22 protein-coding genes are annotated in these 24125 nt (G+C 67.7%); 8 read left to right on the top strand and 14 right to left on the bottom strand.

Annotated elements, in window-relative coordinates:
• From NN2_RS28850 to NN2_RS28880, 7 genes are all read right to left on the bottom strand, one after another.
• A partial coding sequence (locus NN2_RS28850; RefSeq protein ID WP_063017610.1) for an ATP-binding cassette domain-containing protein occupies positions 1-2064 on the bottom strand: 2064 nt, incomplete at its 3' end.
• A gap of 79 nt (positions 2065-2143) precedes the next feature.
• Positions 2144-3622, bottom strand: a complete 1479-nt coding sequence (locus NN2_RS28855; RefSeq protein ID WP_063017613.1) for a flavin-containing monooxygenase — start codon at positions 3620-3622, stop codon at positions 2144-2146.
• Positions 3623-3703: 81 nt separating this feature from the next.
• Entirely contained in the window at positions 3704-4483 is a 780-nt protein-coding gene (locus NN2_RS28860; RefSeq protein ID WP_063017658.1) for a metallophosphoesterase, read from the bottom strand.
• A gap of 217 nt (positions 4484-4700) precedes the next feature.
• A complete protein-coding gene (locus tag NN2_RS28865) occupies positions 4701-5477 on the bottom strand; it encodes an RluA family pseudouridine synthase (protein ID WP_227463041.1) in 777 nt (258 codons plus the stop codon).
• A gap of 71 nt (positions 5478-5548) precedes the next feature.
• Positions 5549-7348 (bottom strand): acyl-CoA dehydrogenase, encoded by a 1800-nt coding sequence (locus NN2_RS28870; protein WP_063017615.1) that lies wholly within the window; start codon positions 7346-7348, stop codon positions 5549-5551.
• A 135-nt stretch (positions 7349-7483) separates the two neighbouring features.
• The gene (locus NN2_RS28875; protein ID WP_063017617.1) at positions 7484-8050 is read right to left on the bottom strand and encodes a TetR/AcrR family transcriptional regulator; all 567 of its coding nucleotides are present in this window, start codon (positions 8048-8050) and stop codon (positions 7484-7486) included.
• The gene (locus tag NN2_RS28880; RefSeq protein ID WP_063017619.1) at positions 8047-9264 is read right to left on the bottom strand and encodes a cytochrome P450; all 1218 of its coding nucleotides are present in this window, start codon (positions 9262-9264) and stop codon (positions 8047-8049) included. The genes NN2_RS28875 and NN2_RS28880 overlap by 4 nt, the downstream gene beginning before the upstream one ends.
• 152 nt (positions 9265-9416) lie before the next feature.
• Between NN2_RS28880 and NN2_RS28885 the strand changes: the two genes are divergently transcribed.
• The 3 genes from NN2_RS28885 (at position 9417) to NN2_RS28895 (ending at position 12040) form a co-directional block, all read left to right on the top strand.
• Positions 9417-10853, top strand: coding sequence for an amino acid permease (locus tag NN2_RS28885; RefSeq protein ID WP_063017621.1), 1437 nt, complete (start codon positions 9417-9419; stop codon positions 10851-10853).
• A 289-nt stretch (positions 10854-11142) separates the two neighbouring features.
• Positions 11143-11622 (top strand): C40 family peptidase, encoded by a 480-nt coding sequence (locus tag NN2_RS28890; protein WP_227463043.1) that lies wholly within the window; start codon positions 11143-11145, stop codon positions 11620-11622.
• Between the two features lie 145 nt (positions 11623-11767).
• A complete protein-coding gene (locus NN2_RS28895; RefSeq protein ID WP_063017623.1) occupies positions 11768-12040 on the top strand; it encodes a hypothetical protein in 273 nt (90 codons plus the stop codon).
• Positions 12041-12073: 33 nt separating this feature from the next.
• Here NN2_RS28895 and NN2_RS28900 read toward each other — a convergent pair whose 3' ends face one another.
• A complete protein-coding gene (locus tag NN2_RS28900; RefSeq protein ID WP_063017625.1) occupies positions 12074-12955 on the bottom strand; it encodes an MHYT domain-containing protein in 882 nt (293 codons plus the stop codon).
• Positions 12956-13310: 355 nt separating this feature from the next.
• Between NN2_RS28900 and NN2_RS28905 the strand changes: the two genes are divergently transcribed.
• The 4 genes from NN2_RS28905 to NN2_RS28920 all read left to right on the top strand — a co-directional run bounded on the left by NN2_RS28905 (position 13311) and on the right by NN2_RS28920 (position 16664).
• A complete protein-coding gene (locus NN2_RS28905; RefSeq protein ID WP_197516649.1) occupies positions 13311-13754 on the top strand; it encodes a nitroreductase family deazaflavin-dependent oxidoreductase in 444 nt (147 codons plus the stop codon).
• Positions 13755-13819: 65 nt separating this feature from the next.
• Positions 13820-14308, top strand: coding sequence for a MarR family transcriptional regulator (locus NN2_RS28910; protein WP_063017627.1), 489 nt, complete (start codon positions 13820-13822; stop codon positions 14306-14308).
• 157 nt (positions 14309-14465) lie between these two features.
• Positions 14466-15293: a neutral zinc metallopeptidase gene (locus NN2_RS28915; protein WP_081879234.1), complete on the top strand. Its 828-nt coding sequence runs from the start codon at positions 14466-14468 to the stop codon at positions 15291-15293.
• 141 nt (positions 15294-15434) lie between these two features.
• On the top strand, positions 15435-16664 hold the full coding sequence (locus tag NN2_RS28920; protein ID WP_063017629.1) for a fatty acid desaturase family protein: 1230 nt from the start codon (positions 15435-15437) through the stop codon (positions 16662-16664).
• Positions 16665-16679: 15 nt separating this feature from the next.
• On the opposite strand, the gene NN2_RS28925 is transcribed toward NN2_RS28920, so the two are convergent.
• Positions 16680-17906 (bottom strand): cytochrome P450 family protein, encoded by a 1227-nt coding sequence (locus tag NN2_RS28925; protein WP_063017631.1) that lies wholly within the window; start codon positions 17904-17906, stop codon positions 16680-16682.
• A 148-nt stretch (positions 17907-18054) separates the two neighbouring features.
• Entirely contained in the window at positions 18055-18957 is a 903-nt protein-coding gene (gene sigJ, locus NN2_RS28930; RefSeq protein ID WP_063017633.1) for an RNA polymerase sigma factor SigJ, read from the bottom strand.
• 116 nt (positions 18958-19073) lie between these two features.
• On the opposite strand from sigJ, the gene NN2_RS28935 reads away from it, so the two are divergent.
• Positions 19074-19841: a hypothetical protein gene (locus NN2_RS28935; protein ID WP_146100905.1), complete on the top strand. Its 768-nt coding sequence runs from the start codon at positions 19074-19076 to the stop codon at positions 19839-19841.
• 36 nt (positions 19842-19877) lie between these two features.
• Here the strand turns inward: NN2_RS28935 and NN2_RS28940 are convergent, their stop codons facing one another.
• Genes NN2_RS28940 through NN2_RS28955 form a run of 4 tightly spaced genes read right to left on the bottom strand, consistent with a single transcriptional unit; the run spans position 19878 to position 24080 of the window.
• Entirely contained in the window at positions 19878-21653 is a 1776-nt protein-coding gene (locus tag NN2_RS28940; RefSeq protein WP_146100906.1) for an ABC transporter ATP-binding protein, read from the bottom strand.
• Positions 21643-22080: a lasso peptide biosynthesis B2 protein gene (locus NN2_RS28945; RefSeq protein ID WP_063017639.1), complete on the bottom strand. Its 438-nt coding sequence runs from the start codon at positions 22078-22080 to the stop codon at positions 21643-21645. Before NN2_RS28945 ends, NN2_RS28940 begins: the two co-directional genes overlap by 11 nt.
• 8 nt (positions 22081-22088) lie before the next feature.
• Positions 22089-22346: a lasso peptide biosynthesis PqqD family chaperone gene (locus tag NN2_RS28950; RefSeq protein WP_063017667.1), complete on the bottom strand. Its 258-nt coding sequence runs from the start codon at positions 22344-22346 to the stop codon at positions 22089-22091.
• A gap of 15 nt (positions 22347-22361) precedes the next feature.
• Positions 22362-24080 carry an asparagine synthase-related protein gene (locus NN2_RS28955; protein WP_063017641.1) on the bottom strand — a complete coding sequence of 573 codons (1719 nt, stop codon included), beginning with the start codon at positions 24078-24080 and terminating at the stop codon, positions 22362-22364.
• Positions 24081-24125: the final 45 nt, after the last annotated feature.

The raw sequence follows: 24125 nt of genomic DNA on the forward strand, positions 1-24125 counted from the left end.
ATCGGCCGAGCTCTCGGCGGCGGCCGCGACGGCCGGCAGGCTTTCCAGGATGAGACCGGATTGCAGGTGGACCGTCCGGTCGCAGACACTCTCCATATCGGCCACATCGTGCGAGATGACGATCAGCGTCAGTCCCGAATCCCGCAGCCGGGCGAGCAGTTCCACCACCTCCGCGCGGCCCTCCGGATCGAGTCCGGCCAGGGGTTCGTCGAGCACCACGACCTGCGGGCGACTGGCGACGATCGCGGCGAGAACCACTCGCTTGGCCTGACCACCCGACAATTCCTCGATCGAGCGGGAGGCCATCGCCCGGTCCAGCCCGACCGCGTCGAGCGCGCGGCCCACCGCCCCGGAACCGGTGCCGTGCCCGCCCCAATCCTCGATCTCGGCGCCGACGGTCTGGCGCTGCAGTTGCAGCCGGGAGTGCTGGAAGGCCAGCTCGACCGCGCCGATGCGCTTGTGCACCGGCCGCGACCCCGTGTAGTCGCACAGCCGGCAACTGCCGGTGGTCGGCACGACGAGTCCCGCCATGATCCAGGCCAGGGTGGATTTTCCCGACCCGTTGCCGCCGACCACGAGCAGTGTCTCCCCGCGATGGACGGTCAGATTCACCCCGCGCAGCGCGGTCGCCGCCCACGGGGTGCCGCGGTTGTAGGTGTGGCGCACATCCCGCAGCTCCAGCAGCGGTTCGCCGATCGGGGAGCGTCGCAGATTGCGCACCGGGCGCGGCCAGGCCGGCAGATGGTCGACCTGGCGACCTCCGGAGAGATGGATGACCCGCTCGGCCGCCGCCGCGTCGGCCTCGTGGTGGGTGACCAGGACGACGGCCATCCGGTGCCGGGCGGGCAATCCGGCGAGCAGCGCGACCAGTTCGCGCCGGCCGTCCGGATCGATCATCGAAGTCGCCTCGTCGGCCACGAGCAGTGCGGGATTCCGAGCCAGGGCGGCCGCCACCGCCAGGCGCTGTTGCTGGCCGCCGGACAGGGTCGCGGTCTCCGCGCCACCGAGCCCGCTCAGCCCGACCTCGCACAGCAACGCCTCCACGTCGACCGCCCGCGCGGCCTCGGCGGGCAGCCCCCACACCACGTCGTCGGCAACCAGTACCCCCAGCGTCTGACTCTCGGGCCGCTGCAGCACCAGCGCGGTGCCGCCGATCACGCCGAGCCCCGCCGAACCGGGACGTTCGACCGTGCCGCCGGTGGGCGGAAGGCCGGCCAGCAGCCGGGTCAGCGTCGACTTGCCGGATCCGTTGTGGCCGACGACGGCGACGAATTCGCCGATCTCGACGGACAGGTCGATATCGCTCAGCGCATCGGCGCGCGCACCCGGATAGCGGAAGGACACGCCGCGCAACCGGACCGGCACCGGTGCGACCGCGCGGGTATCGGCCGGCGCGTCCAGTCGATCCCGTCCCGGCAGCCACTCCAGCCGATCCAGGACCGAGCCGAGGACGAACCAGGAGAAGACGGCGGTCATGACCACGCCCAGGAATACACCGCCGCCGATGTAGAGCCACCACCAGCTCAGCACGCTGTCGGTGACCGAGACGACACCGTTGCCCAGCGATTCCAGCTGTGGCTGCCGGGAGAGCATGTGATCGATGCCCTGGGCGATATTGCGCACGTTGTCGAAGACCAGCCGCCGCGAGGCGGCGAACAGGTAGAGCATGCCGACCGAGAAGGCCGCCCAGATCAATCCGGCCAGTGACGACAGGAACAGGACGGTGATCAGTCCGCGTCGCCGCCGTTTGACGATTCCGATGATGCCGCCGATGGTCGCCGCGCTGACCACGGTGGCCGCGGGCACCAGGCCGGCGGCGACGAAGCTCACCAGGGTCGCGGCCACGGTCGCGCCCAGGATGGCGCGCAGCCGGTAGCGCTGCGCCAGCAGGCCCATCGGCACCGCGGCGACCAGATTGAGGGCCGCCGCGTAGGGCACCACCGAGCCGATGGTCACCAGCCCGACGGTCACCCCACCGAGGACCGCCGCGGTGGCGAGTTCGACGGGGCGCAGCGGGCCGTGAGCGATTCGCGGCTCGGCGCCGGCGGAAGGAGGCGCGGTCACGGCTCAAGTCTGCCAGCACCGGCGGACTGCGGGACGGCCCTCGCCGGGGCGGAGGCCGTACGCGGACCGCGTCGGCTGGTCATGACGTATGGACCGGTTCCGGCGCGCGCAGGACGTAGTCGTCCGGATTCAGAGACCGGGTGCGCAAGCGGTACGCGGTGACGGTGCCGGGCCAGTTGTTGGTGATCCGCCCGGCGGCATTGCGGTACCAGCTCGAGCACGCGGTCCACGGCGTGCGCAGCAACCGGCGCTGGGTCTGCGCATCGAAGGCCGCCGCGGTCTCGGACTTCACCTCGAGACAGGATCCCGGATGTTCGCTCAAATGTGCCACGGCCTGCCGGATGTAGCGGGCCTGGCATTCGATCATGTAGATGATCGAGCCGGTGCCCAGATTGGTGTTGGGTCCGTACATCAGGAACAGATTCGGGAATCCCGGCACCGTCATCCCGAGATAGGCGCGGGCCCCCTCGGCCCACATCTTCTCCAGTTCCGCGCCGTCGCGACCGAATATCCGGATCGGCCAGAGGAATTCGCTGCCCTTGAAGCCGGTGCCGTAGACGATCACGTCGGCCGGGTGCACGGTTCCGTCCGCGGTGCGCACGCCCTCGGGCACCACCTCGGCGATGGGCTCGGTCACGACGTCCACATTCGGCCGCATCAGCGCCGGGTAGTACTCGTTGGAGAACAGCACCCGTTTGCACAACACCGGATAGTCGGGGGTCAGCTTCGCGCGCAATCGCGGATCGGGCACATCGTGGCGAAGCGCGCGGGTACCCAGCCAGGTCGCGATGCGCCGGATCGGCGGGATCGCGGTCAAGCCCAGGGAGAAGAACTCCAGAAAGCACCACACCCACAGGCGCTGGGCCAGCCGCAGGCCGGGCACGTGTGCGAACAGGGCGTGATGGATCGGCCGGTACTCGCGGTCGGTGCGCCGCACCACCCAGGCAGCGGTCCGCTGGAACAGCGTCAGACGGGCCACCTCGGGTGCGATGGCGGGTACGAATTGGATTGCGCTGGCGCCGGTTCCGATCACCGCGACCCGCTTGCCGGCGAGGTCGACATCGTGGTTCCACTGCGCGGAATGGAACGACGGCCCGGCGAACGTCTCGATGCCCGCGATATCGGGCATGCGCGGGCGCGACAGCTGCCCGACCGCGCTGATCAGCACGTCGGCGGATCGGATGTCGCCGTCGGCGGTGCGAACCGTCCAGCGCCCGGCGTGTTCGTCGAAGCTCGCCTCGGTGACCTCGGCGCCGAATCGGATCCGCTCGAGCAACCGATGTTTCGTCGCCACCGCATGCAGGTAGCCCAGGATCTCGGCCTGACCGGAGTAGCGATGCGGCCAATCCGGCTTCGGTTCGTAGGAGAACGAGTACAGCGGTGAGGGCACGTCGCAGGCCGCGCCCGGATAGGTGTTCTCCCGCCACACCCCGCCCAGGTCGCTCGCCCGCTCCAGAATCGTGAGGTCGTCGAAACCGTTGCGCTGCAGCTCGATTGCCGCGCCGAGTCCCCCGAACCCGGCTCCGACGATGATGACCGACGGCTTGGTAGCGGGCATGCGCGCGCTCCTCGAATCGAGAACAGTATCTCCACTGTAGGCGCGTGCCGCCGCCTCCGAACCCCGTTCCGGAAACCCTGCTCAGCGCGGTTGTACGCGGATCCGGCCGCCCATCGGCACGGTGCGGACGATCGAGGTCAGCCGCCGGTCCGCGACGGCGTGCAGCACCACGGACGGGTCGGGCGCGTAGTCGATCGGAACGTCGCCGGGCTCCTCGACCTCCCATGCCCCGCCGATGGCCGAGGCCACACTGGGCGCCACCACCAGTGGCCGCCCACCGAACAGCGTGGTGCCCATGGCGTGCATATGTCCGGTGAGCACGCCGAGAATCCGCGCATCACCGGCGACGGTGCGCTCCAGCCGTTCCGGATCGGCGAGCCGGATGGGATCGACCACCGTCGAGTACATCGGTACCGGCGGGTGGTGCATCGCCACCAGCACGGAGGCGTCCGCGGGCGTGGTGGCCAGCAACCGGTCCAGCCACGCGTAGGTTCGCTCGCCCAGCTCCCCGCCGCCCGAACCGGGAATCGTGGAATCGAGCAGTGCCACGGTGAGCCCGCCGATATCGACGGCCTGATTGATCGGTCCCTCCTCGGCGGCGCCGTCGAGGAGCGTCCGCCGCAGATTGGCCCGGTCGTCGTGGTTGCCGGGCAGGACGTACAGCGGAATGTCGGTGGTCAGCGCTTTGCGCGCCTGTTCGTACTGGGCGAGGGTCCCGGATTCGGTGAGGTCGCCGGTCACGAGGATGGCGTCGGGCCGGCGCGGTAATCGGTCGAGGTAGCCGAGAACGGCGGCGACTCGTTCGGCGTTGCGCGAATCCAGGTCGAAGTGGGTATCGCTGAGCTGTGCCAACAGAATCATGGCGTCCGCTTTCTCGTGGGATCGCACCGTTGCGCCCGTCGCCGGGAACGACCTGTGCGAGCCCGTGTGGAATCGGCCCCCGGGTGTGATCGCTTCGGCCGCATGTGTGCCGATACGGCACTTGTCCAGAGTAGAAGGTCCTCAGCGCGCCGTCTGCGTGACGGATGCCACCATTTATAGCAGAAGGCTATGGGGAAATGCCGGAAACGGCGGGCCGCTATTCCGCAGCGATCCGCTCGAGCAGGGCGGCCGGATCGTCGATGATCGGGCTCGATCCCGTCGAGAAGAAATCCGCACCCGGTACGGCGGTCAATGCGAGTTCGGAATCCGCACGCCAGGGCGCCTCCACCCGCAACGACAGCGAGTGCAGATGGGTGCGCGCGTACTCACCCGATTTGTCGAACAGCGGATCGCCCGCGATCGGATAGCCGATCCAGGCCAGGTGAACCCGGATCTGATGCCGCCGCCCGGTGATCGGCCGGGCCAGCAGTACCGTGTGCCGATCGGTCCGCGCCACGGTGGTGAACTCGGTCCGGGACGGATAGTTCTTACCGGCCAGCAGATCGCTCTCGGCGACCGTCCACATCTGCCCCTCCCGCCGGATGGTGTCGCGCGGTGCCGCGATCCGCACCCGGTTCTTGCGCCCGACGCTCAACGGCAGGTCGATCACGCCGGTGTCGGGCAGATCGGTGGCGGCGGTGACGACCAGATACCGCTTGTCGGCCGTGCGCTTGGTGAACTGCCTGGTCAATCCGCCGTGTGCGGCCAGATCCTTGGCGAACAGCACCAGGCCCGAGGTGACCTTGTCGATGCGGTGCACCGGGTAGAGGGTGATTCCCTCGGCCGCGGCCAGCTCGACCAGATCGGTGTCGTGGCGTTCCCCGGTCACGGCGATCCCGGCGGGCTTGTTCAGCGCGATGATCGCCTCGTCCTCGTCGACGAGGAACTGCCGCGCCAGCTGCTGCCAGCCCATCTCCACCGGGTGCGTCTCCACCGGGCCAGATTAGTCCGCGGCGCGATGGCCGAATATCGCCAGGAGGGGTGGGCGCCGCCCGGCTCGGTGTGTTAGAGCCAGGCGTCGTCGAGGTCGGTCGTGGTGCGATCCATCGCGTCGAGCAGATCGAAAAGCGGTGCGGTACGGGGCAATTCCCAGTGGAAGAAGTACCGTGCCGCGACCCGCTTACCGCGGTGGAAGTCCTCGGATCCGCGCGCGGCGGCCACCGCCTGCTCCAGCCAGATCCAGGCCAGCACCACATGTCCGAACGCCTCCAGGTACGCGGACGAATTCGCCAGTGCCGCTTCCGGATCGGCGTCGCGCCATACCGTGGCGGTGGTGGTCGCGATGCGTCCGGCGGCCGCGGCCAGCGCATCGGCGAAGTCGCCGAGTTCCGCGTCGCCGGTCGCGCGAGCCCGGTCGACCGTTTCGCCCATGGTGTCGAGCAGCAGGGTCAGTGCCGCGCCGCCGTCCGCGACCACCGCCCGGCCGAGCAGGTCCAGGCTCTGAATGCCGTGTGTCCCTTCGTGAATCGGATTGAGGCGGTTGTCGCGGTAATGCTGTTCGACGTCGTAGTCGCGGGTGTATCCGGCGCCGCCGTGCACCTGGATGGCGAGGTCGTTGGCGGCCAGGCACCACTGGCTCGGCCAGCTCTTGGCGATCGGGGTCAGGACGCGCAGCAGCAGGGCGACGCGCTGCGCCTCGTCGGCGTCCACGGCGCTGCGCTGGCGGTCGATCAGGGTGCCGCAGTACAACTGCAGGCCCAGCGCGCCTTCGGCATAGGCCTTCTGCGCCAGCAGCATTCGGCGAACGTCGGGATGCTGCGCGATCGGGACCTGCGCGCTCGCACCGCCCTTCGCCGTCACCGGGCGGCCCTGCGGCCGATTGCGGGCATAGTCGAGGGCCTTGAGGAAGCCGGTGTACCCCAACGCGGTAGCGGCCAGGCCGACGCCCAGGCGTGCCTCGTTCATCATGTGGAACATGTAGGTCAGTCCGCGATTCGGCTCACCCACCAGATAGCCGACCGCACCCGGTGCGCCGCCGGGTGTGAACGCCCCGTCGCCGAAGACCGGCGCCGTGTTCACCGTGCCGCGCCAGCCCATCTTGTGGTTGATCCCGGCCAGCACCACATCGTTGCGCTCGCCGAGCGAACCGTCCTCGGCGGGCAGGTATTTCGGCACGATGAACAGCGAGATGCCGCGGGTTCCGGCATCCGATCCGGGAATGCGCGCCAGGACCAGATGCACGATGTTCTCCGACAGGTCGTGGTCACCGCCGGAGATCCACATCTTGCGGCCGAACAGCCGGTACGTGCCGTCGTCCTGCGGGACGGCCTTGGTGGTGATGTCGGCCAGCGAGGAACCCGCCTGGGGTTCCGACAGCGCCATCGTGCCGAAGTAGCGCCCGGTGAGCATCGGCCGCACGAAGCGGTCGAGCTGTTCCGAATCCGCGTGCGCGGCGAGCAGGTTGGCGTTGCCGATGGTCAGCAGCGCGTAGCTGGCGGTCGCCACATTGGCGGCGTAGAACCACGCCATGCACGCGGTGAAGACCGTATGCGGCAATTGCATACCGCCCACGCGCTCGTCCATCGCGGCGCCGACGAATCCCGCCTCCGCGAAGGCCGACAGCGCCGTCGCCACCTCCGGAATGATGTGCACCTTCTCGCCGTCGAAGGTCGGCTCGTGCAGATCGCCCTGGCGGTTGTGCGGGGCGAAGTACTTCTCGGCCAGCTCCCGGCTCAGCGCGAGCACCTGATCGAAGGTCTCGCGGCTGTGTTCCCGATAGCGCTCGCGCTCGGTCAGCCCGGTCACGTCGAGCCACTCGTAGAGCAGGAAATCGAGGTCGCGAGCGGACATGATGAGCGAATCCATATCCCAAGCCTGCTGGGCGACGCCCGCGCGCGCAAGGTGCGCGGGCGTGGCGCCGCGCGACGGCTCCCGCGTGGCATGTCCGGCGCCGTCGGGCCGGGCGGGTGCGCCGGGACGGTGTGCGCCGGGAAAGTGGGATCAGCCGGCCCGGGCGACGAGGGGAGCGATGAAGCGCTCCAGCATGTCGCGCTCCTCGGCCTCGTCCCGGCCGGGCACCGTGAGCAGCGAGACGATGATGCGGGTCAGCCAGCGGGCCAGCTGCGCCCAATCATCCTGTGCCGAGGACGTTTCCGCGGTGAACAGCGAGCGGGCGATGGCCTCGATCACCTCGGAGGTCTGGGCGATCTGCAGGGTCGCTCCGGCGTCGTCGGGCCGGAACCAGGCCATCAGCAGCGGGTCCGAACGCACCGCGCGGAGACTGGCCAGCACTCCGGCGACGGCGCGTTCGCCGGGGTCGGCGATCGTCCCGATCTCGGCGGTGACGCGGGCGCCCACCCGCCGTGCCTCGCGATGCACGTACGCCAGTTGCACCGCCTGCCGGCTGTCGAAGTAGCGGTACAGCGTCGCCCGCGAGCAGCCGGCGGCCTTGGCGATATCGCCCATCTGGGTCGCGTTCACGCCGCGTTCGGAGAACAGGCTCGCGGCGGCGTCCAGGATCCGCTCGGCCGCCTGCAGGGAGCGCGGATGCGCCAGCCAGTCGCTCATGCCGGGACGAAGGGAACGTTGACCGGCCAGCGCACGTAATTGCCCTCGGTGTATCGGACGCCGTCCGGATCCACGGAGAAGTCCGGGCAGCGGGCCAGCAGTTCCCGTAGCGCTATGGTGGCCTGCATGCGGGCGGCGGCCGCGCCGAGGCAGTGGTGGTTGCCGTTGCCGAAGGTGAGGATGTTCTTCGGATTCCGCGTCACATCGAGTTCGCTTGCGTCCGAACCGTATTCGCGCTCGTCTCGGTTGGCCGACGCGTACAGCATCAGCACCCGCCGTCCCGCCGGAATGGTGACGCCCTCGATCTCGACGTCGCGGGTGGTGGTGCGGGCCAGACCCTGCACCGGCGAGGTCATGCGCAGGAATTCGTCGACCGCGCCCGGAATCAGGCTCGGATCGTCGAGCAGGCGCTGCCGTTGCTCGGGGTAGCTGGTCAGCAATTGCACCGCGCCGCCCAGATTTCCGGTGGTGGTGTCGTTGCCCCCGGTGATCATCGTGAACGCGAAACCGATGATCTGCAGGATTTCGCCGAAGTCGCCGCCGGCGCCGAGTCCCGAGGCCACCAGATGGGAGACGGTGTCGTCCGCCGGTTCGAGTTTGCGCTTCTCGATCATCGCGATGAAGTACTGGGTCAGCTCACTGACCGCCTCCTGCGCATGCTCGATACCGCCGGTCGCCGAGGCCGCCACGATCGCCTCGCTCCAGCGATCGAACTGTGCCCGATCCTGCTCCGGCACACCGAGATAATGCGCCACCACCATGGTGGGCAGCGGTTTGAACAACTCCATCGAGATGTCACCGCCACCGGCCGCGCGCAGCTTCTCCAGCCGCTCGATCACGAACGCCTCGACCGCGGGCCGGATCTCCTGGACCTGCCGCGGGGTGAACCCCTTGGCCACGCGGCGCCGGAAGACGGTGTGGTCGGGCGGATCGGTGAAGACGAACGGCCGGTTCTCGCCGAGCCCGATCTCGCTGAGATTGTTGTAGTCGACCGTCAGACCCTGAGCCGAGGAGAACGTCTCGGGATCGCGCACCGCCGCGTAGATGTCGGCGTAGCGCGAAAGGACGTAGTAGTCCTCGTGCGGGCGGTTCTCGGGGACGACGTGGTGCACCGGATCGGATTCCCGCAAGGCGGAGTACATCGGCCAGGGGTCGCGCCAGGAGTCGCCGGAACGCAAGGTGAAGCGTGCCTCGTGAGACATCGTCGTGCTCATGTATCGACGGTAAGACAAATGGTCGAGCATGTCTAGAACTTGTTTCATCGGTGGCGGTCCGCCGCTCGCGCACCGGGACCGATACCGGGCGACCGGCCGGTGAGATCGGTACTGTGGGCTGACCAGCGCCGCCCGTCGGACAAGGAGCGCCCATGCGAACCGGTCCCGCTCTGCGAGAGTTTTTCCGGCGCAAGCCGATCGACCAGATCCAGGACGAATCCGCCACCACCCTGCACCGCACGCTGGGCCTGTGGCAGCTGACCGCCATCGGGGTGGGCGGCATCATCGGCGCCGGCATCTTCACGCTGGCCGGTGCGGTCGCGAATCAGACCGCCGGCCCGGCCGTCCTCGTCTCCTTCCTGATCGCCGGCGTCGCGAGCGCCGCCGCCGCGCTGTCCTACGCCGAATTCGCGGGACTCATTCCGCGCGCCGGTTCGGCCTACACCTACGGTTACGCCGTACTCGGCGAACCGGTGGGCTGGTTCATCGGCTGGGATCTGCTGCTCGAATACACCGCGATCGTGTCGGTGGTGGCGATCGGCATCTCCGGCTACATCCAATTCCTGTTGGGGCAGTTGGACATCGAGCTCCCCGAGTGGATGCTGGGTGCGCCGGGAACCGGGCACGGCCATGTGGTGGATCTGTTCGCCGCGATGTTGTGCCTGCTCATCGCCGCCCTGCTGAACCTGGGTATCCGGGCCGCGGCGCGATTCGAAACCTTCGTGGTGGGCCTGAAGATCGTGGTCGTCGTGGTGGTGATCGCGGTCGGGTTCTTCCACATCGATTCCGCCAACTACCACCCGTACTTCCCGTTCGGCATGTCCGGCGCGGTCACCGGGGCGGCGACCGTCTTCTTCGCGGTCTTCGGCTACGACGCGATGTCGACCGCGGCCGAGGAGTCGGTGGACGCGAAACGTCATCTGCCCAAGGCGATTCTGTTGTCGCTGGTGGTGTCGATGGTGCTCTATGTGCTGGTCTGCCTGGTCCTGACCGGAATGCAGCACTACACCGACATCGACCCGGAGAGCGGGTTGTCCACCGCCTTCGAATCCGTCGGCCTGCCCGGGCTGGGCAGTCTGATCGCGGCCGGCGCCATCGTCGGCATCATGACGGTGCTGTTCACCTTCATGCTCGGCGTCACCCGCGTCTGGTACTCGATGAGCCGGGACGGCTTGCTGCCCCAGTGGTTTGCCAAAACCCACCCGGTACGCCAGGTGCCCACGCGGATCACCTGGATCGTCGGTGTCGCGTCGGCGGTGATCGCGGGGCTGCTGCCGATCGGCCAGGCCGCCGAGCTGACCAATATCGGCATCCTGCTGGCCTTCATCGTGGTCTGTGCGGCGGTGATCGTGCTGCGCTATCGCCGTCCGGATCTGCCGCGCGGCTTCCGTACGCCGGGGATGCCGGTGGTGCCCCTGCTCGGCATCGGCTTCTCGATCTGGCTGATCACCTACCTGCAACCGGTGACGTGGTTGCGCTTCGCCGTCTGGTTCGCCGTCGGCGCGATCGTCTACCTGACCTACAGCCGCCGCCATTCCCTGCTGGCGACCGGCCCGGATGCGTCCGCGACCCCCGCCGGACGGCCGTAGGGATTATATCGAGATACCAGCGATATCTGAGGTATTTCGCGAATTTATCGTTTTGTTATTCGAATTGGCGCGTTCGGTATTTGGTTTCTCCCCGACCGTGGCGAATCATTGCTCCCCGGATCCAACGATCGACTGATCACCGTGGTGTTTCGGAAATCTGCTCTCGCTACGAGATTCGGAGGAACGCATCATGGCAGGAACCGAGGCGGGTCGATGTACCCGCTTTCCGGGTCGTAGGGCCTGGTCGACCGCGGCAACGCTGGTCGTTCTGTTCGGCGCGGCGGGCACGATGGTGGCGACCGCGGGCCCCGCACACGCCGACTCGCCGATACCCGCCCCGGTCGTACCGGGAATTCCACTACCGCCGCAGTTCACAATTCCCGGGCTCTTCCCGGAAATCCATCCGGCCCCGCCGGAGCCCATGAAATCGGTCGGTGAGCGGGCGCTCGAGGCCGCCGAGTCCAAGATCGGCTCGGCCTACCGCTCGGGTGCCACCGGCCCCGATGCCTTCGACTGCTCGGGTCTGGTGCAGTGGGCGTACCGGCAGGTCGGGGTGGACCTGCCGCGGACGAGCTACGACCAGCTGACCGCCGGCACGCCGGTCGACCTGGATGCGCTGCAACCGGGCGATCTCGTGTCGTTCTACGGTGGCGGACACTCCGCTCTCTACGCGGGTGACGGCACGGTCGTGCACGCCGCGACGAGCGGTGAGGGTGTCATCCGATCGGCGCTCGCGCAGATGCCGGTCACCGGCGCCCGCCGCTTCTGACGCCGCCGGCGGGTGCGCCACGCGGCTCGCCGATCCAGGGGTTCGAATCCGCCGCGAGGATATGTTGCGCGACAATGTGCATCGAGATCGAGTATCGAGATCGACCAGCATTGGACTGCAACGTGAATCGCGGAGGAGGGGGCCGGTGGCCGAGACTCGGGCGAATGCCGACGAGCCGTTCGGGCCGGTGCGCCCCTCGGATGCGGTCGACGGCTGGGAGTTGGCCGGTGACGGCACCCGCTGGTGGCTGGTCAAGGCGTTCGGCGATGCGCGCGGTCTGGTGAAGCCGACCACGCGGACGACCTGCGCCTGGCGTATCGAGACCGCCGACGGCCGGATGTTGCGCGAGGTCAGCGCGCGATCGGTCGCGGAGGCGAAAAGCGCTGCGGAAGAATGGATCCGGAGGACGATCGGCTGAGCGTTCGCTCGGCCGATCGTCCGTATCGTCCGGCTATCGACGGGTCGACTGCCGCTTCGAAATCGCCTGCAGGCTGAATGCCGGTGCGGGCTGATCGGGTGCGGGAGATTCCTCGGTGTAGGCGCGCGGCCACGCGCGGCCGCTGTCGGCGAGATCGAGATCGTTCGTGTCATCGGCATCGTCGCGTCGCGAGGGTCCGTCGACCTCCGCGAGTCCGACGAGCACCACGAGCATGATGGTGACGAGCGTGACCACCATGATCAGCGGGGTGAGCAGCTGCACCGAGTCGACACCGCCGGTCGGCTCGGCCATGTTGTCCATGCGGTGCGCCGTCATGGATGCCATTCCGGTGTAATGCATTCCGCAGACCGCCAGACCCATGATGGCCGCCGCGCCGATGGTGGCGGCGAACCCGCGCACGTGCAGGACGAACCACAGTGCCGCGGTCGCGGCCACCACGGCGATCAGCAGCGACAGGGCCACCAGTCCGGTGCTGTATTCGATGTGCGCGCCGGCGTTCATGGCATGCATGCCGAGGTAGTGCATGGCCGCGACGCCGAATCCGGTGATCATGCCGCCGAGGGGGAGTGCGATCACTTCCCGGTGCCCGCGCACCACGATCGACAGTCCGGCCCACACCACGACGATCGCGATGGCCGCGCTGAGCAGCGTCATCGGCACGTCGTAGCGGATATTCGCGCCGTGGATCGAGAAACCGAGCATGGCGGTGAAGTGCATGACCCAGATGCCGGCGCCGCCGAGCGCGACGGCCGCGGCGATCAACCAGCCGCCCGGCCAGCGCGAGGCCCGGGCGTGGGTGGCGCAGCGCAGCGCCAGAACGGATCCGATGAAGGACATGACATAGGCCAGGACCGGGGTTACCCAGCCGTGGCTGAAATGGTCGAGCTCGAGCACGAGGTCTCCCGAAGCGAAAGAGGGGTTATCGATTCGTGACCGGACGATAGTTCACATTGCTCATGATCGTTACCCGCGCCCGTTCGTATCCGGGTGCGGCCGACCTCCCTCGCCGTCCGGCAAATGTGCAGGTGACACAGGTTCACGGGGTGTGTGCACGGGGTTTGCCGGAGTGTCGCCTGATGGACATCGAACCGGAGGTGTGTTCTGGCGCACTTGCGCCACCTTGGGGACCTATGGCCCTTGACAGGTCTATCCGACGAATCCGGACGTTCGGGACTACCGCAAGACGATACTGTATGGATATGATATGAAAATCATAGAATATGGTTTCGGGAATACTGGAGGTGCCGGAATGGATGCGCAGCGGTATCGGCGGATGGTCAATCGGGTCAATCCGCTCGTGGTCGGGCTGCAACGGCTGGGAATCGGTTTCGGTCCGATGCAACTGCTCACCGTCGCCGGTCGGCGCACCGGGCAACCGCGTACCTTCCCGATCGCGGTCAGCGAGTTGAGTGGGGCGCACTACATCGTGCAGGCCTATCCGCGGGCGGCCTGGGTGGCCAACGTGCGGGCGGCCGATTCGGTCACGCTGACGCGCGGACGGAAATCCTCGACCGCGCGACTGGTCGAGGTTCCGGTCGAGCAGCGCGGGGCGCTGCTGCGGGAATTGGTCGGAGCCGGGCCCGCCAGCGTCGGAAACCGTTTCGTCACAACCGGTTTGGCCGATGCGGCAACGCCCGACGGGGTGGCGGCGGCGGCCGAGCGCATCGCGGTGTTCCGGGTCGAACCGCACTGACCTGCCGGGTTCGTCCGCGCCGGGGATATCATATGAAAATCGTATGAATCGACCGGAGGGTGCCGATGAGCTCGGAGGCGGATCGCGCGGCCGCGCAGCAACGGCGCCGGCTGGCCGTCGACGTCAAGGATGCGTTGCGCGACTTGAACATTCAGCTCGCCCTGCTGAATCGCCGGTTCGGCGGCCGGGTGGAACTCCGCGACGTGGACTGGACCTGCCTGGACCTGATCAACCGGCGGGGCCCCGTCTCGCCGACCGCCCTGTCCCGGCTCACCGGCCTGCACCCGGCCACCCTCACCGGTGTCCTGGACCGGTTGCAGAAGGGCGGCTGGATCGTCCGGGAACGCGACCCCGAGGCGAGCGACCGGCGCGCAGTCACCCTGCGCGCCGTCCGCGAGCGCAATTCCGAACTGTTCCACGTGTTCTCGGGCATGAACCGGCGCATGGACGAGGTGCTCGACCGGTACTCGGAGCCAGAGCTCGAGGTTATCGCCGACTTCCTCCGGCAGACCGGTACCGCAGGCGCGGACTCCGCCGCCGAACTCGGCAGCTGACCGGCCGCGCGCTCCTCGTCGGCGGCCCTGCGAGGGCGAGTTCTGGTACAAGTAGGACGTGAAATTGCTTCGTGGGGGGATCTTTTCAGCTGTCGCCGCTCTGCTTCTCTGTAGTTGTGCGACGGCCCACTCGCCGGATCCCGTCGGCTCGCCGGCCGTGCCGCAGGCTACGGCGCGGTCGACGCCCGACGCGACGCCGGTAGCCGGCAATCGTCAGCACACCGGCACCGGCCCGGTGAAAACCGACCCGGAACTCGGCAGTAATCCGGTGCTCAGCGAGCAAGGCGTGGGCCTGTCGAGTGTCGACTGTCGGCTGCCCGGCTGGCGCAACACTCCGGATGGCGCGGAGGCGTACTACCGCGCGGCGATCAGCTGTCACGATGCCGCATGGGCGCCCACCCTGGCGCACTTCCGGATCCCCATGTCCTCGCCCGCGCTCTGGGCGGGCGCCCGAATCGGTGATTACCACGGTGCGTGCAGTTCCACCGGCAGCAATCGGGAAGCGTTCTACTGTGCGGCCGACCGGATGATCGTGATGCCGTTCGACACCATGGCCCCGGTCATCGGCTACGGCGTCGGCAACGTGCTCGCGGTGCTCTCGCACGAATACGAACACCACGTGCAACAGCTCACCGGAATCATGGCCGCCTTCCAAGCCAGGGCCTCGGCGCTGAACTGGACCGGGCCGGAGGTCGACCTGCTCAACCGTCGGCTCGAGCTGCAGGCGTGGTGTTTCTCCGGGATGTTCTACGGCGTCAATACCGGACGCGGTGCCATCACCCAGGGCCTGGCCGACCGGGCCTACGCCAACAACGCCGGCGCCGGTGACCGGCCGGGCGAACGACGCTGGCACGGGACCAACCAGAACGTCGCCAACTGGTTCGGGTGGGGAATGCACCCGAGCAGTGACCCGGCCTCCGCCGCTGCACCCTCGCTGTACGAATGCAATCCGTGGGCGGCTCGCAGCGACGCGTGGCTGGAATGAACACGCGGCCGCGCGGCCGGGATCGGTCGTCTCGCGGGCTGTTCAGCGAGGACGGGTAGGCTCGGGTGATCGGCGGGTCTCCGCATATGTCCTCGTCGGTGGGCGTTCGCGCCACCACACACAAATCCGAGGATGTAGGTCATGGCTATTACCGAGATCGGCGCGTACGCACATCTCAGTCCCGCCGATATCGAGGCGCTGGGGCGTGAACTCGACCGGATTCGCGCCGATGTCGAGGCCGACCTGGGTACTCGTGACGCGAACTACATTCGCCGGACGATCGTTTTTCAGCGCACCCTCGACGCCGCCGCGCGACTGGTCATTCTCGCCGGTCGTGGCCGCTTCGCCTGGGTGCTCGGTACGGCCGGCCTGGCGACGGCCAAGAGCGTCGAGAATATGGAGATCGGTCACAACGTCTCCCACGGTCAGTGGGATTGGATGAACGACCCGGAAATTCACTCCAACACCTGGGAGTGGGATATGGCCGGGCTGTCCGCGCAGTGGCGCTACGCACATAATGTCCGCCACCACCTCTACACCAACGTGCTGGGAATGGACGACGATATCGGCTTCGGCGTGATGCGGGTGACCAGAGACCAGCGCTGGCGGCCGCGCCTGCTGCTGCAACCGTTACAGAATGTGCTGCTGGCGGCGACCTTCGAATGGGGTATCGCCTGGCACGACCTGGACTCCGTCCACGATCGGGTGACCGATACCGCCGAGCGCGCCGGTCAGACCCGGGCGTTGCTCGGAAAACTGGTCCGGCAGGCCGGCAAGGATTACGTGCTGTTCCCCGCATTGAGCGGAAAGCGATGGCGGCGAACGCTTTTCGCCAATCTCGGCGCCAATGTGCTGCGCAACCTGTGGGCGTACCTGGTGATCTTCTGCGGCCATTTTCCCGACGGCGCGGAGAAATTCACTCCGTCGGTGCTGGAGTCGGAAACCAAGGCGGAATGGTATCTGCGCCAGATGCTGGGCACGGCGAACTTCGATGCCGGGCGGGTTCAGGCCTTCATGAGCGGCAATCTGTGCTACCAGATCGAACATCACCTGTTCCCGGACCTGCCCAGCAACCGGTACCGGGATATCGCCGCCCGCGTGCGTGCGCTGTGCGAAGAATTCGATCTGCCGTACACGACGGGTCCTCTGCTGCGGCAGTATGCGCTCACCCTCCGGACGATCCACAAATTGGCGCTGCCGGATCGCTTCCTCACCGCGACCTCCGACGACGCCCCGGAAACCGCGTCGGAGCGGAAGTTTCTCGGATATCGACCGTTCGCGGCCGCCGAGGGCGCACCGTCTCGTTCCCGCCGGGGGCTGCGCACCGCGCTGCGCGTGGTGGCGGCCAAGACCGCACTGCCGACCGGATGATCCGGCGGGTTCACCTCATCCGTGGGGGCGCACCGGCAGTTCGGTGAGTCCCCGCATGAGCAGGCTCGGCTGCCACCGCGGGGTGAACGACGGCGCCAGGGCCAGCTTCGGGAAGCGATCCAGCAGAGCGGTGAAGGCGACGGCGGCCTCCATCCGGGCCAGCGGAGCGCCGACGCAGAAGTGGATTCCGTGGCCGAAGGCCACATGCCCGGACGGCTTCCGGCCGATATCGAGTTCGTCGGGTGAACGGTATCGATCGGGATCGCGATCGGCCGCCGAGAGCGCGACGTAAACCAATTCCCCTGCGGGGATGACGATTCCGCCGATGTCGACGGGTTCCTCGGTGTACCGGACCGTGGCCCAGCCGACCGGGCCGTCGAGTCGCAGAAACTCTTCCACGGCGGCGGGGACACCGTCCGGATCCGCCCGCAGCGCATCGAATTGGGGCCGGTTGCGCAGCAGGGCGAAGGTGCCGTTGCCGATCAGGTTCACCGTCGTTTCGTGACCGGCAACCAGCAGCAGGAAAGCCATCGCCACCAATTCGGGATCGGTGAGGCGGTCGCCTTCGTCCTGTTCGGTGGCCAGTCCCGACAGCAGGTCGTCGCCGGGCCGAACGCGTTTGTCCGCCAGCAGCGCCGTCAGATATCTGCCCATATCGGCGGAGGCGCGGTCGCGGTCCGCCAGATCTCCGGAGGCCCCGACCAGGATCTTCGTCCACAGCTGGAAATCGTCGCGATCGGTGAAGGGAACGCCGAGCAGTTCGCAGATCACGGTGACGGGTAGCGGGGTCGCGAACGCATGAAGCAGATCGACCTCGTCGTGCGCGGCCACTTCGTCGAGCAATCCGGCGGTGATCTCCTCGATGCGCGGGCGCAAGGCCGCCACCCGCCGCGGCGTGAAGGCCTTGTTCACCAACTTCCGCAGTCGCGTGTGTTCCGGCGGATCGGTATTGAGCATATGGGTGCTCAACGCCTGCGCATCCGAATTCGACAGCACCGCAGAGCCTTTGCGCCGGAACAGTTCGAAGGTGCCGGCCGAGTTCTTGCGCAAGCGCGGATCTGCCAGTGCCGCACGCGCTTCCGCATGGCCGACGACGACCCAGCACGGAATCCCGCGCTCGTGCGTGAACCGCACGTGGTGCACCGGCCCCCGGGCCCGCCAGCGCTCGTAGTACTTGTGCGGATCGTCGTGGAAGTCGTCTTCCACCAGCTCGATCTGCTCGGAAACCTCGGCCTCGGTCATGCTGTGCTCCCTGCTACCGGCGCCGATCGGCGCTCCCCACGGTGTCGGACCGGTCCTGACGGTGACCGTATCCAAAGTACCGAAAATCAGGCCGAGCCGCGGATGTCCGATTCGCGTAGAAATCGTTCCGCCCGAACCACTTTCATGGTCACTGCGGTGACAGCCGGTGTTCCGTCCATTGCCGTAGCTTCTCCGGATTGCGGATCGCCCAGATCCGGGTGATCCGGCCGTCGGCGATATCGAAGGCGTAGACGGTCGCGATGGCGCCGTCGATCTGTGCCACCAGGCCGGGCTGGCCGTTGACGGTGCGCTCGAGAAGTGTGACTTCCGCGGCGCGGGAGGCGATTTCGATCCATGCGCGAGCGATCTGCTCGCCACCGGTGATCGGATGACGGAAGGCGACCACCCGGCCGCCGCTGTCGGCCGTCGCGACGGCCCGTGGATCCAGGATCTCGATCAGTGCCTCGATATCCTTCGTCTCCCACGCGCGTTTGAAGTCTCGGACGACCTCGGCACGCTCGTCCCGAGAGGGACGTGCCGAGGTCTGGATACGACGGCGTGCGGAGGAGGCCAGCTGTCGGCAGGCCGCGGGAGTGCGGCCGACGATATCGGCGATCTCGGCGAAGGAATACCGGAAGACATCGTGCAGGACGAAGGCCACGCGCTCGGCCGGCGTCATGGAATCGAGTACGACGAGGAACGCCATGCTGATCGATTCGTCGAGCGTCACCCGGTCGGCCGGATCGGCCGGTGCGGGCGCGCCCCACTCGCTGCGGTCCGGGACCGGCTCCGGAATCCACTCACCGACGTAGCGCTCGCGGCGAGCCCGCGCCGAACCGAGCAGATCCAGACAGATGCGGCTGGCCACGGTCCGCAACCAGCCACCCGGCGCCTCGACGGCCTGCTGTTGTTCCGGGGACAGGGCGTACCAGCGCGCATAGGTCTCCTGCACCACGTCCTCGGCCTCCGCGAGGGAGCCGAGCAGCCGGTAGGCGAGGTTGAGCAGCGCCCGCCGCTCACCCACCACCGCGCTCGCTTCCGGATCGGTCATGATCTCACTCCCTCGTTCGGTACAGGTCCTTCCCCTGTTGGACGACACAGCACGCCGAAATGTGAGGTCCAGGTTGTATGCTGCCGTTCGCCGGTGACAGTCGGGGGGAGTACCCAGTGAAAAGAGCAGTGTGGGTGGCAATCTGGTTCGGCGTGGCGGCGCTTTCGGCGTGCGGTACGGACGATGCCGCTGATGGACCGGCCTCCTCCGAACCGGTTGCTCAGCAGGTCAGCGGATCGCCGGATCAGCAGGCCGGGTGCCCGCACTCGCCCGTGGCCTCGGCAGGGCCGTACACCGCCACCACCGTGCCGGTGCGGGAACAGACCGCGACGCTGACGACCGACGTGACGCTGCCGCAACTCGAGGGCGGTGAGCAGGCAGTGCGCGATCGGTTCAACGCGGCGATGCGCGCCTCGCTGGCCGATACGAGCGGCGGCGACGCGAGCGGTGCGCTGCACGACGCCCGGCTGCGCTGCGGGGAAACCAGCCGCGTCACCCGGATCGGGACGAAGGTCGTTGCGGGCGTGCTGATCACCGACCACACGTGGGAGGGCGGCCCGCATCCGGTCAACCAGATCGGCACCGTGGTGATCGACACCGGAACCGCGCAACCGGTCATGTTGCCGACGGCCTTGCGCGACCGGGCCCAGAGCTGGAACGCCCTCGCCGCGACCGCCCAGAGCCTGGTGCCCGCGGACGGGCCCACCCTGTTCACACACGCTCCCGGCAGTGACGATTTCGCCAACTGGGTCCCCTCCCCGGAGGGACTCACCGTCTACTTCTCCGTCGCGCACGCGCGGGGCGACTACTACCCGGTTCAGCTCCCGTGGAACCGAATCCGGGACCTGTTCGACCCGGCCGCGGTGGTGACCCTGTCGAGCTGACGGATCATCGGAACACCCGTCGGTCCCGCACTGGATTCACACCGTCGCTCCGACCAGCTGTCGATAGTCGGCGTTGCGGGCGACCAGTTCGTCGTGGGGCCCGCTGTCGACGATCCGCCCGTCCTTCAGGAACATGACGATGTCGGCCTCGCGGATGGTGGACAGGCGATGGGCGATCACCAGGAGGGCACATTCTTGTCGCACGTTCTGGATGGTCACGTTCAGCGCCTTCTCGGTTTCGGCGTCGAGCATCGCGGTGGGTTCGTCGAGCATCATCAGGACGGGCCGGCGGATCAGCGCTCGGGCCAGTGCTACGCGTTGACGCTCGCCGCCCGAGAGCAGGACGCCGTGCTCGCCCACGGGAGTGTCCAGCCCACGGGGGAGCCGGGAGACGAGATCGGCCAGCCCGGCGAGCTCTGTCGCGCGCTGCAGATCGTCTTCGCCGAGGCCCGGCTGCCGGTAGGTCAGATTGTCCCGGAGGCTGCCGAACAGCAGCGGCGCGTTCTGCTCCAGCAGGCTGATTTCCGAGCGCCACGCCCGCCGTGGTCGACCGGCGTAGGACCGGCCGCCGAGCAGAATATCGCCGCCGTCCGGATCGTAGAACCGGCTCACCAGGGAGAATACGGTGGATTTCCCGGCGCCCGAGTGCCCGACCAGGGCCACATGTCCCCGCGGAGGTACCGAGAAACTCACGCCGTCGAGAATCGGCCGCTCGTCGTAGGAGAAACGCACCTCGCGGAATTCCAATGCGGGACGCCCGTTCGCCGAGGCGGTCTCGATCGCCGAAGAACCGTCGACGCCGACCTGCGGAATCTCGTCGACGTCCTCGGCCGGCAAACTCAGCGTCGATTCGATCCGGCTCAGCGCGCCCAAGGCCTTCTGCAATCCGACGGAGCCGTTGAACAGATCGCCGACCGGAATGAGCAGGTTCATCGCGAGGAGCATCATCGTGACGAGGCTGCTCAACTCCATCTGATGATTGGCCACCCGCACACCGCCGACCAGCAAGGACACCACGAACGACCCGGTCACCGCCAGGTGCATGGCCGGATTTCCCAGCGCCTTCAATCGGGCCGCGCGCACGCCGGCGGCGAATGCGGCACCGGCCAGTTCGGTCAACCGCTCGTGTTCGCGGTCCTCGGCATTGTTGACCTTCACCGTGCGCACGCCGTTCAGCGCGCGCTCGATATCCGCGGACAGCGCGCCGACGCTCTCCTGCAAGCGCACCGAAGCCACTTCGATTCGCGTCATGACCAGCAACATCGCCGCCGCGGCGACGCCCACGGTGACGAAGACGATCGAGAACAACAGCCAGTCGAGATAGATCATCACCGCCACGGTGCCCACGAGTGTGATTGCGCCCGTGAGTATTTGGACGAGGCTGCTGCCCACGGCGTTGCGGATCACGGTCGAATCGAGCGTGACCCGGGAGATGAGATCGCCGACCCGCTGTGACTCCAGAGTGGGAATTCTCAGCCGCAGCAGATGCCCGGCCAGACGATGACGCACGGACAAGAGTACGGATTCGCTGGACCGCTCGAGTATGTAATTGCCGCCGGTATCGGCGACGGCATACAGGAGATAGGCCCCCACCAACGCCGCGAGCGACCACGCGATCGTCGCGCCCGCCGAGGCATCGCGGACGACCTGTCCGGCCAGGAGCGGTTGCGCCAACGACAAACCGGTGCCGACGAGAAGCAGTGCCGTCGCCGCGAGCAGCGAATTGCGTTGTGGTGCGAGAATTCTCAGCAGCGCCCCGACGCGGCGCAGCCAGGAATCGCGCTCTCGAATCTCACCGTCGTCAGCTGACATCGTCACCCACGTTCACATGCCGGCCGACCACGATCAGTCGACTGAATGTCGTCATGTCTCCCGCCTCCCCGACAAGCTTTCCGTCTGCTTCGACCCATGCGTGTGCGGCGAACGGCAACTCGGTGCGCACGCCGACACACCAGGTTGTCCACGCACCGTAGCGTCGGCTCAGCAGCGTCGTCGCCACGGACCTCGTCAGGCAGCCGTATCTTCCGGCGGCGTCGGGACTCACCTCGACGACCCGGCGCCGCCATCGCTCGGCATCGTCGAACGGGGCCGGACGACTTCCTCGGTGTAACTGCTTCAGGATCCATTCGATCCGTCGCGGTGGCAACCTGACGAGGACCCTCGCGGCGCGAACGGCCCAGGCCGCGGCCGAGCGCTCACCCCTGCGTCCGTCCGCCTCGAATTCGGTCCCGAGCGCCATCTGGTGGCTCACGACGGCACCAGCCCCACTGCTCGAAGGCGGCTCACCAGTTCGGCGACGTCTCGCTGCGCGGTAACGGCATCGACGTCGAACCGATCGAGCACTGCCGCAACGGGATCGGCGGCGTCGCCGGCGAGGAGCGATGCGAACACTTCCGCTCCGACCGGATTGAGCCGCCAATACTCGCCCTGTTTCAAATCGAGAACGACGCCCCCGTATTCCGTTCGCACGAAAGACAAGCCGGGCCTCGGTGTCGTGGTATTCATGGTCCCTCCCACTCCTCAGGCTTTCCGCGCGCTACTGTCGCGCGGATCGAGAAAATTCCGTTCCAGATCGCGCAGCCAGAGTTCGCAGGCGATGGTGCTGAACATCGTTCCGTCTTCCAGTTCGAACGAACTGGGGCTGGCGCACAAATGCTTCAGTCGCTTCGAGTCGATCAGGCCCATGGCGCCGAGCCGCGAGTTCTCCCACAGAGCCACGAGTTCGTCGCGATGCTTGCGCAGGCCCACTTCGACGTCGTGTGATCCGCTGTCCTTGGTCTGCCGGCGCAGTACCTCGTCGGGCACGATTCCGCTGACCGCGGCCCTGAGCAGAGGCTTGTACGTCCAGGCGCTGACCCGATCCGGAACCGCCACCGACAGGGCAGCGGAAATAACTCGGTCATCGAAATAGGGTGCGGACAGGGGCGGCCCGCCGGATGCCAGTGACATGCGGTTCAACACGGCCACCGTCCGGGCCCCCTCGACAATCGACTCCAGTTCGACGTGGCGCCCACGAGCGGGCGCCAGCGGTTCGGCATCGGCGGCCATCCACGAGATTCCCTCGTGCACAGCATCTTTCGCCGCTGCCGAGGCCCACACCGGAATGGACGGAACCAGGGCCCAGCCCAGCATCGGTTTGCGCCGTTCCGGCACACCGGCGATCGGTACAGAATTCCTTTTCCACCACGCCCGGAAATCCGCGGGCTCGACCGCGCCGCGCAGGAGATCTCGTGATCGCCAACCGCCGAGGGCGCCGAAACTGCGCAGTCCCCGCCATGCGGTGAGCGGGCGACGCCACAGTAGATCGCGGTAGAGCGTCGGCAGTCCGGTGAAGAGGTGATCGCCCCCGTGGCCGGTCAGGTGCACGGTGGGACCGAAGGTTGCCGCCAGTGCCGCGAGCGCACCTACCCGGCTTCTGCCGGCGATGAGCGGTGAGGGCTCGTTCAGCCAGGTCGGCCCCTCCTCCAGGCCGGCGTAGGTGAAAGGCAGTTCGGAATCGGGAAGGATCGTGTGCCGCACATGTGGCAGGTGCCGGGCGGCGAGCAGGGCCCATTCGAGGTCTTCATTGGCGGAATCGCGTCCGCGTGCCGTCAGCAGCGTGATCTCCGCCGGTCCGCGGGCGGCGAGAAAACTGATCGACGTCGAGTCGTAACCGCCGGAAAGTTCGCAGGTAACCGTGCCACCCGCCGCGGTCCGAGCCCGTACCGCCGCCTCGAGTCGGCTCCGTACCTCGTGTGCGCCCTCCTCGAGGCCCCGGACGGCGGTCCTTTCACTCGCGCTCCGCACCATCCGGGACGTTCCGGTCGGTGTGATCACCAACCCGGTACCGCGGGCGAGCGGTTCGATTCCCGTGAGCAGCGGACGTTGTGCGAGGTGATGCGGAACGGGTTCGAGCAGATGTGCGGCGAGGGCACCGGCGTCGAGTTTGCCGCCGACGAGGTGCCGCAGGGCGTGCACGGTATCGGCGGCGATGTCGATGCCGTCCACGCGGGCGCGGTACAGGCCGCGGGATCCGTATGCGGCACCGTTCAGGTGGATGTCGCCGTTCACCTCGACGATCGAGTGAAACGATCCGTCGATCGCGTCCAGGATCACTCGCCATCGAGCCGGTGAACCTGTCGACATCGCATAGTCGAGGACGGCCTGCTCGCTGATCAGAGCGTGGCCGAGGATCACCACCTGCGCCGCGCGGCCGTTCGCGTGAATGACCGGCCGGTCCGGGCAATGTCCGACGACCATCGGACGTCCCGAACGGTGCTCTGCCAACACCCGCGCCCACGGGAG

It is taken from the genome of Nocardia nova NBRC 15556 (assembly GCF_001613005.1).
In the GTDB taxonomy this organism is placed as follows: domain Bacteria; phylum Actinomycetota; class Actinomycetes; order Mycobacteriales; family Mycobacteriaceae; genus Nocardia; species Nocardia nova.

Coding starts and splice junctions, on each gene's coding strand:
- NN2_RS28885 (WP_063017621.1), top strand. CDS start 9,417: ATGCGAACCGGTCCCGCTCTGCGAGAGTTTTTCCGGCGCAAGCCGATC.
- NN2_RS28925 (WP_063017631.1), bottom strand. CDS start 17,906: ATGACCGAGGCCGAGGTTTCCGAGCAGATCGAGCTGGTGGAAGACGAC.
- NN2_RS28945 (WP_063017639.1), bottom strand. CDS start 22,080: ATGGCGCTCGGGACCGAATTCGAGGCGGACGGACGCAGGGGTGAGCGC.
- NN2_RS28905 (WP_197516649.1), top strand. CDS start 13,311: ATGGATGCGCAGCGGTATCGGCGGATGGTCAATCGGGTCAATCCGCTC.
- NN2_RS28940 (WP_146100906.1), bottom strand. CDS start 21,653: ATGTCAGCTGACGACGGTGAGATTCGAGAGCGCGATTCCTGGCTGCGC.
- NN2_RS28855 (WP_063017613.1), bottom strand. CDS start 3,622: ATGCCCGCTACCAAGCCGTCGGTCATCATCGTCGGAGCCGGGTTCGGG.
- NN2_RS28955 (WP_063017641.1), bottom strand. CDS start 24,080: ATGGTCGTCGGACATTGCCCGGACCGGCCGGTCATTCACGCGAACGGC.
- NN2_RS28860 (WP_063017658.1), bottom strand. CDS start 4,483: ATGATTCTGTTGGCACAGCTCAGCGATACCCACTTCGACCTGGATTCG.
- NN2_RS28910 (WP_063017627.1), top strand. CDS start 13,820: ATGAGCTCGGAGGCGGATCGCGCGGCCGCGCAGCAACGGCGCCGGCTG.
- NN2_RS28880 (WP_063017619.1), bottom strand. CDS start 9,264: ATGAGCACGACGATGTCTCACGAGGCACGCTTCACCTTGCGTTCCGGC.
- NN2_RS28890 (WP_227463043.1), top strand. CDS start 11,143: ATGGTGGCGACCGCGGGCCCCGCACACGCCGACTCGCCGATACCCGCC.
- NN2_RS28950 (WP_063017667.1), bottom strand. CDS start 22,346: ATGAATACCACGACACCGAGGCCCGGCTTGTCTTTCGTGCGAACGGAA.
- sigJ (WP_063017633.1), bottom strand. CDS start 18,957: ATGACCGATCCGGAAGCGAGCGCGGTGGTGGGTGAGCGGCGGGCGCTG.
- NN2_RS28875 (WP_063017617.1), bottom strand. CDS start 8,050: ATGAGCGACTGGCTGGCGCATCCGCGCTCCCTGCAGGCGGCCGAGCGG.
- NN2_RS28920 (WP_063017629.1), top strand. CDS start 15,435: ATGGCTATTACCGAGATCGGCGCGTACGCACATCTCAGTCCCGCCGAT.
- NN2_RS28870 (WP_063017615.1), bottom strand. CDS start 7,348: ATGGATTCGCTCATCATGTCCGCTCGCGACCTCGATTTCCTGCTCTAC.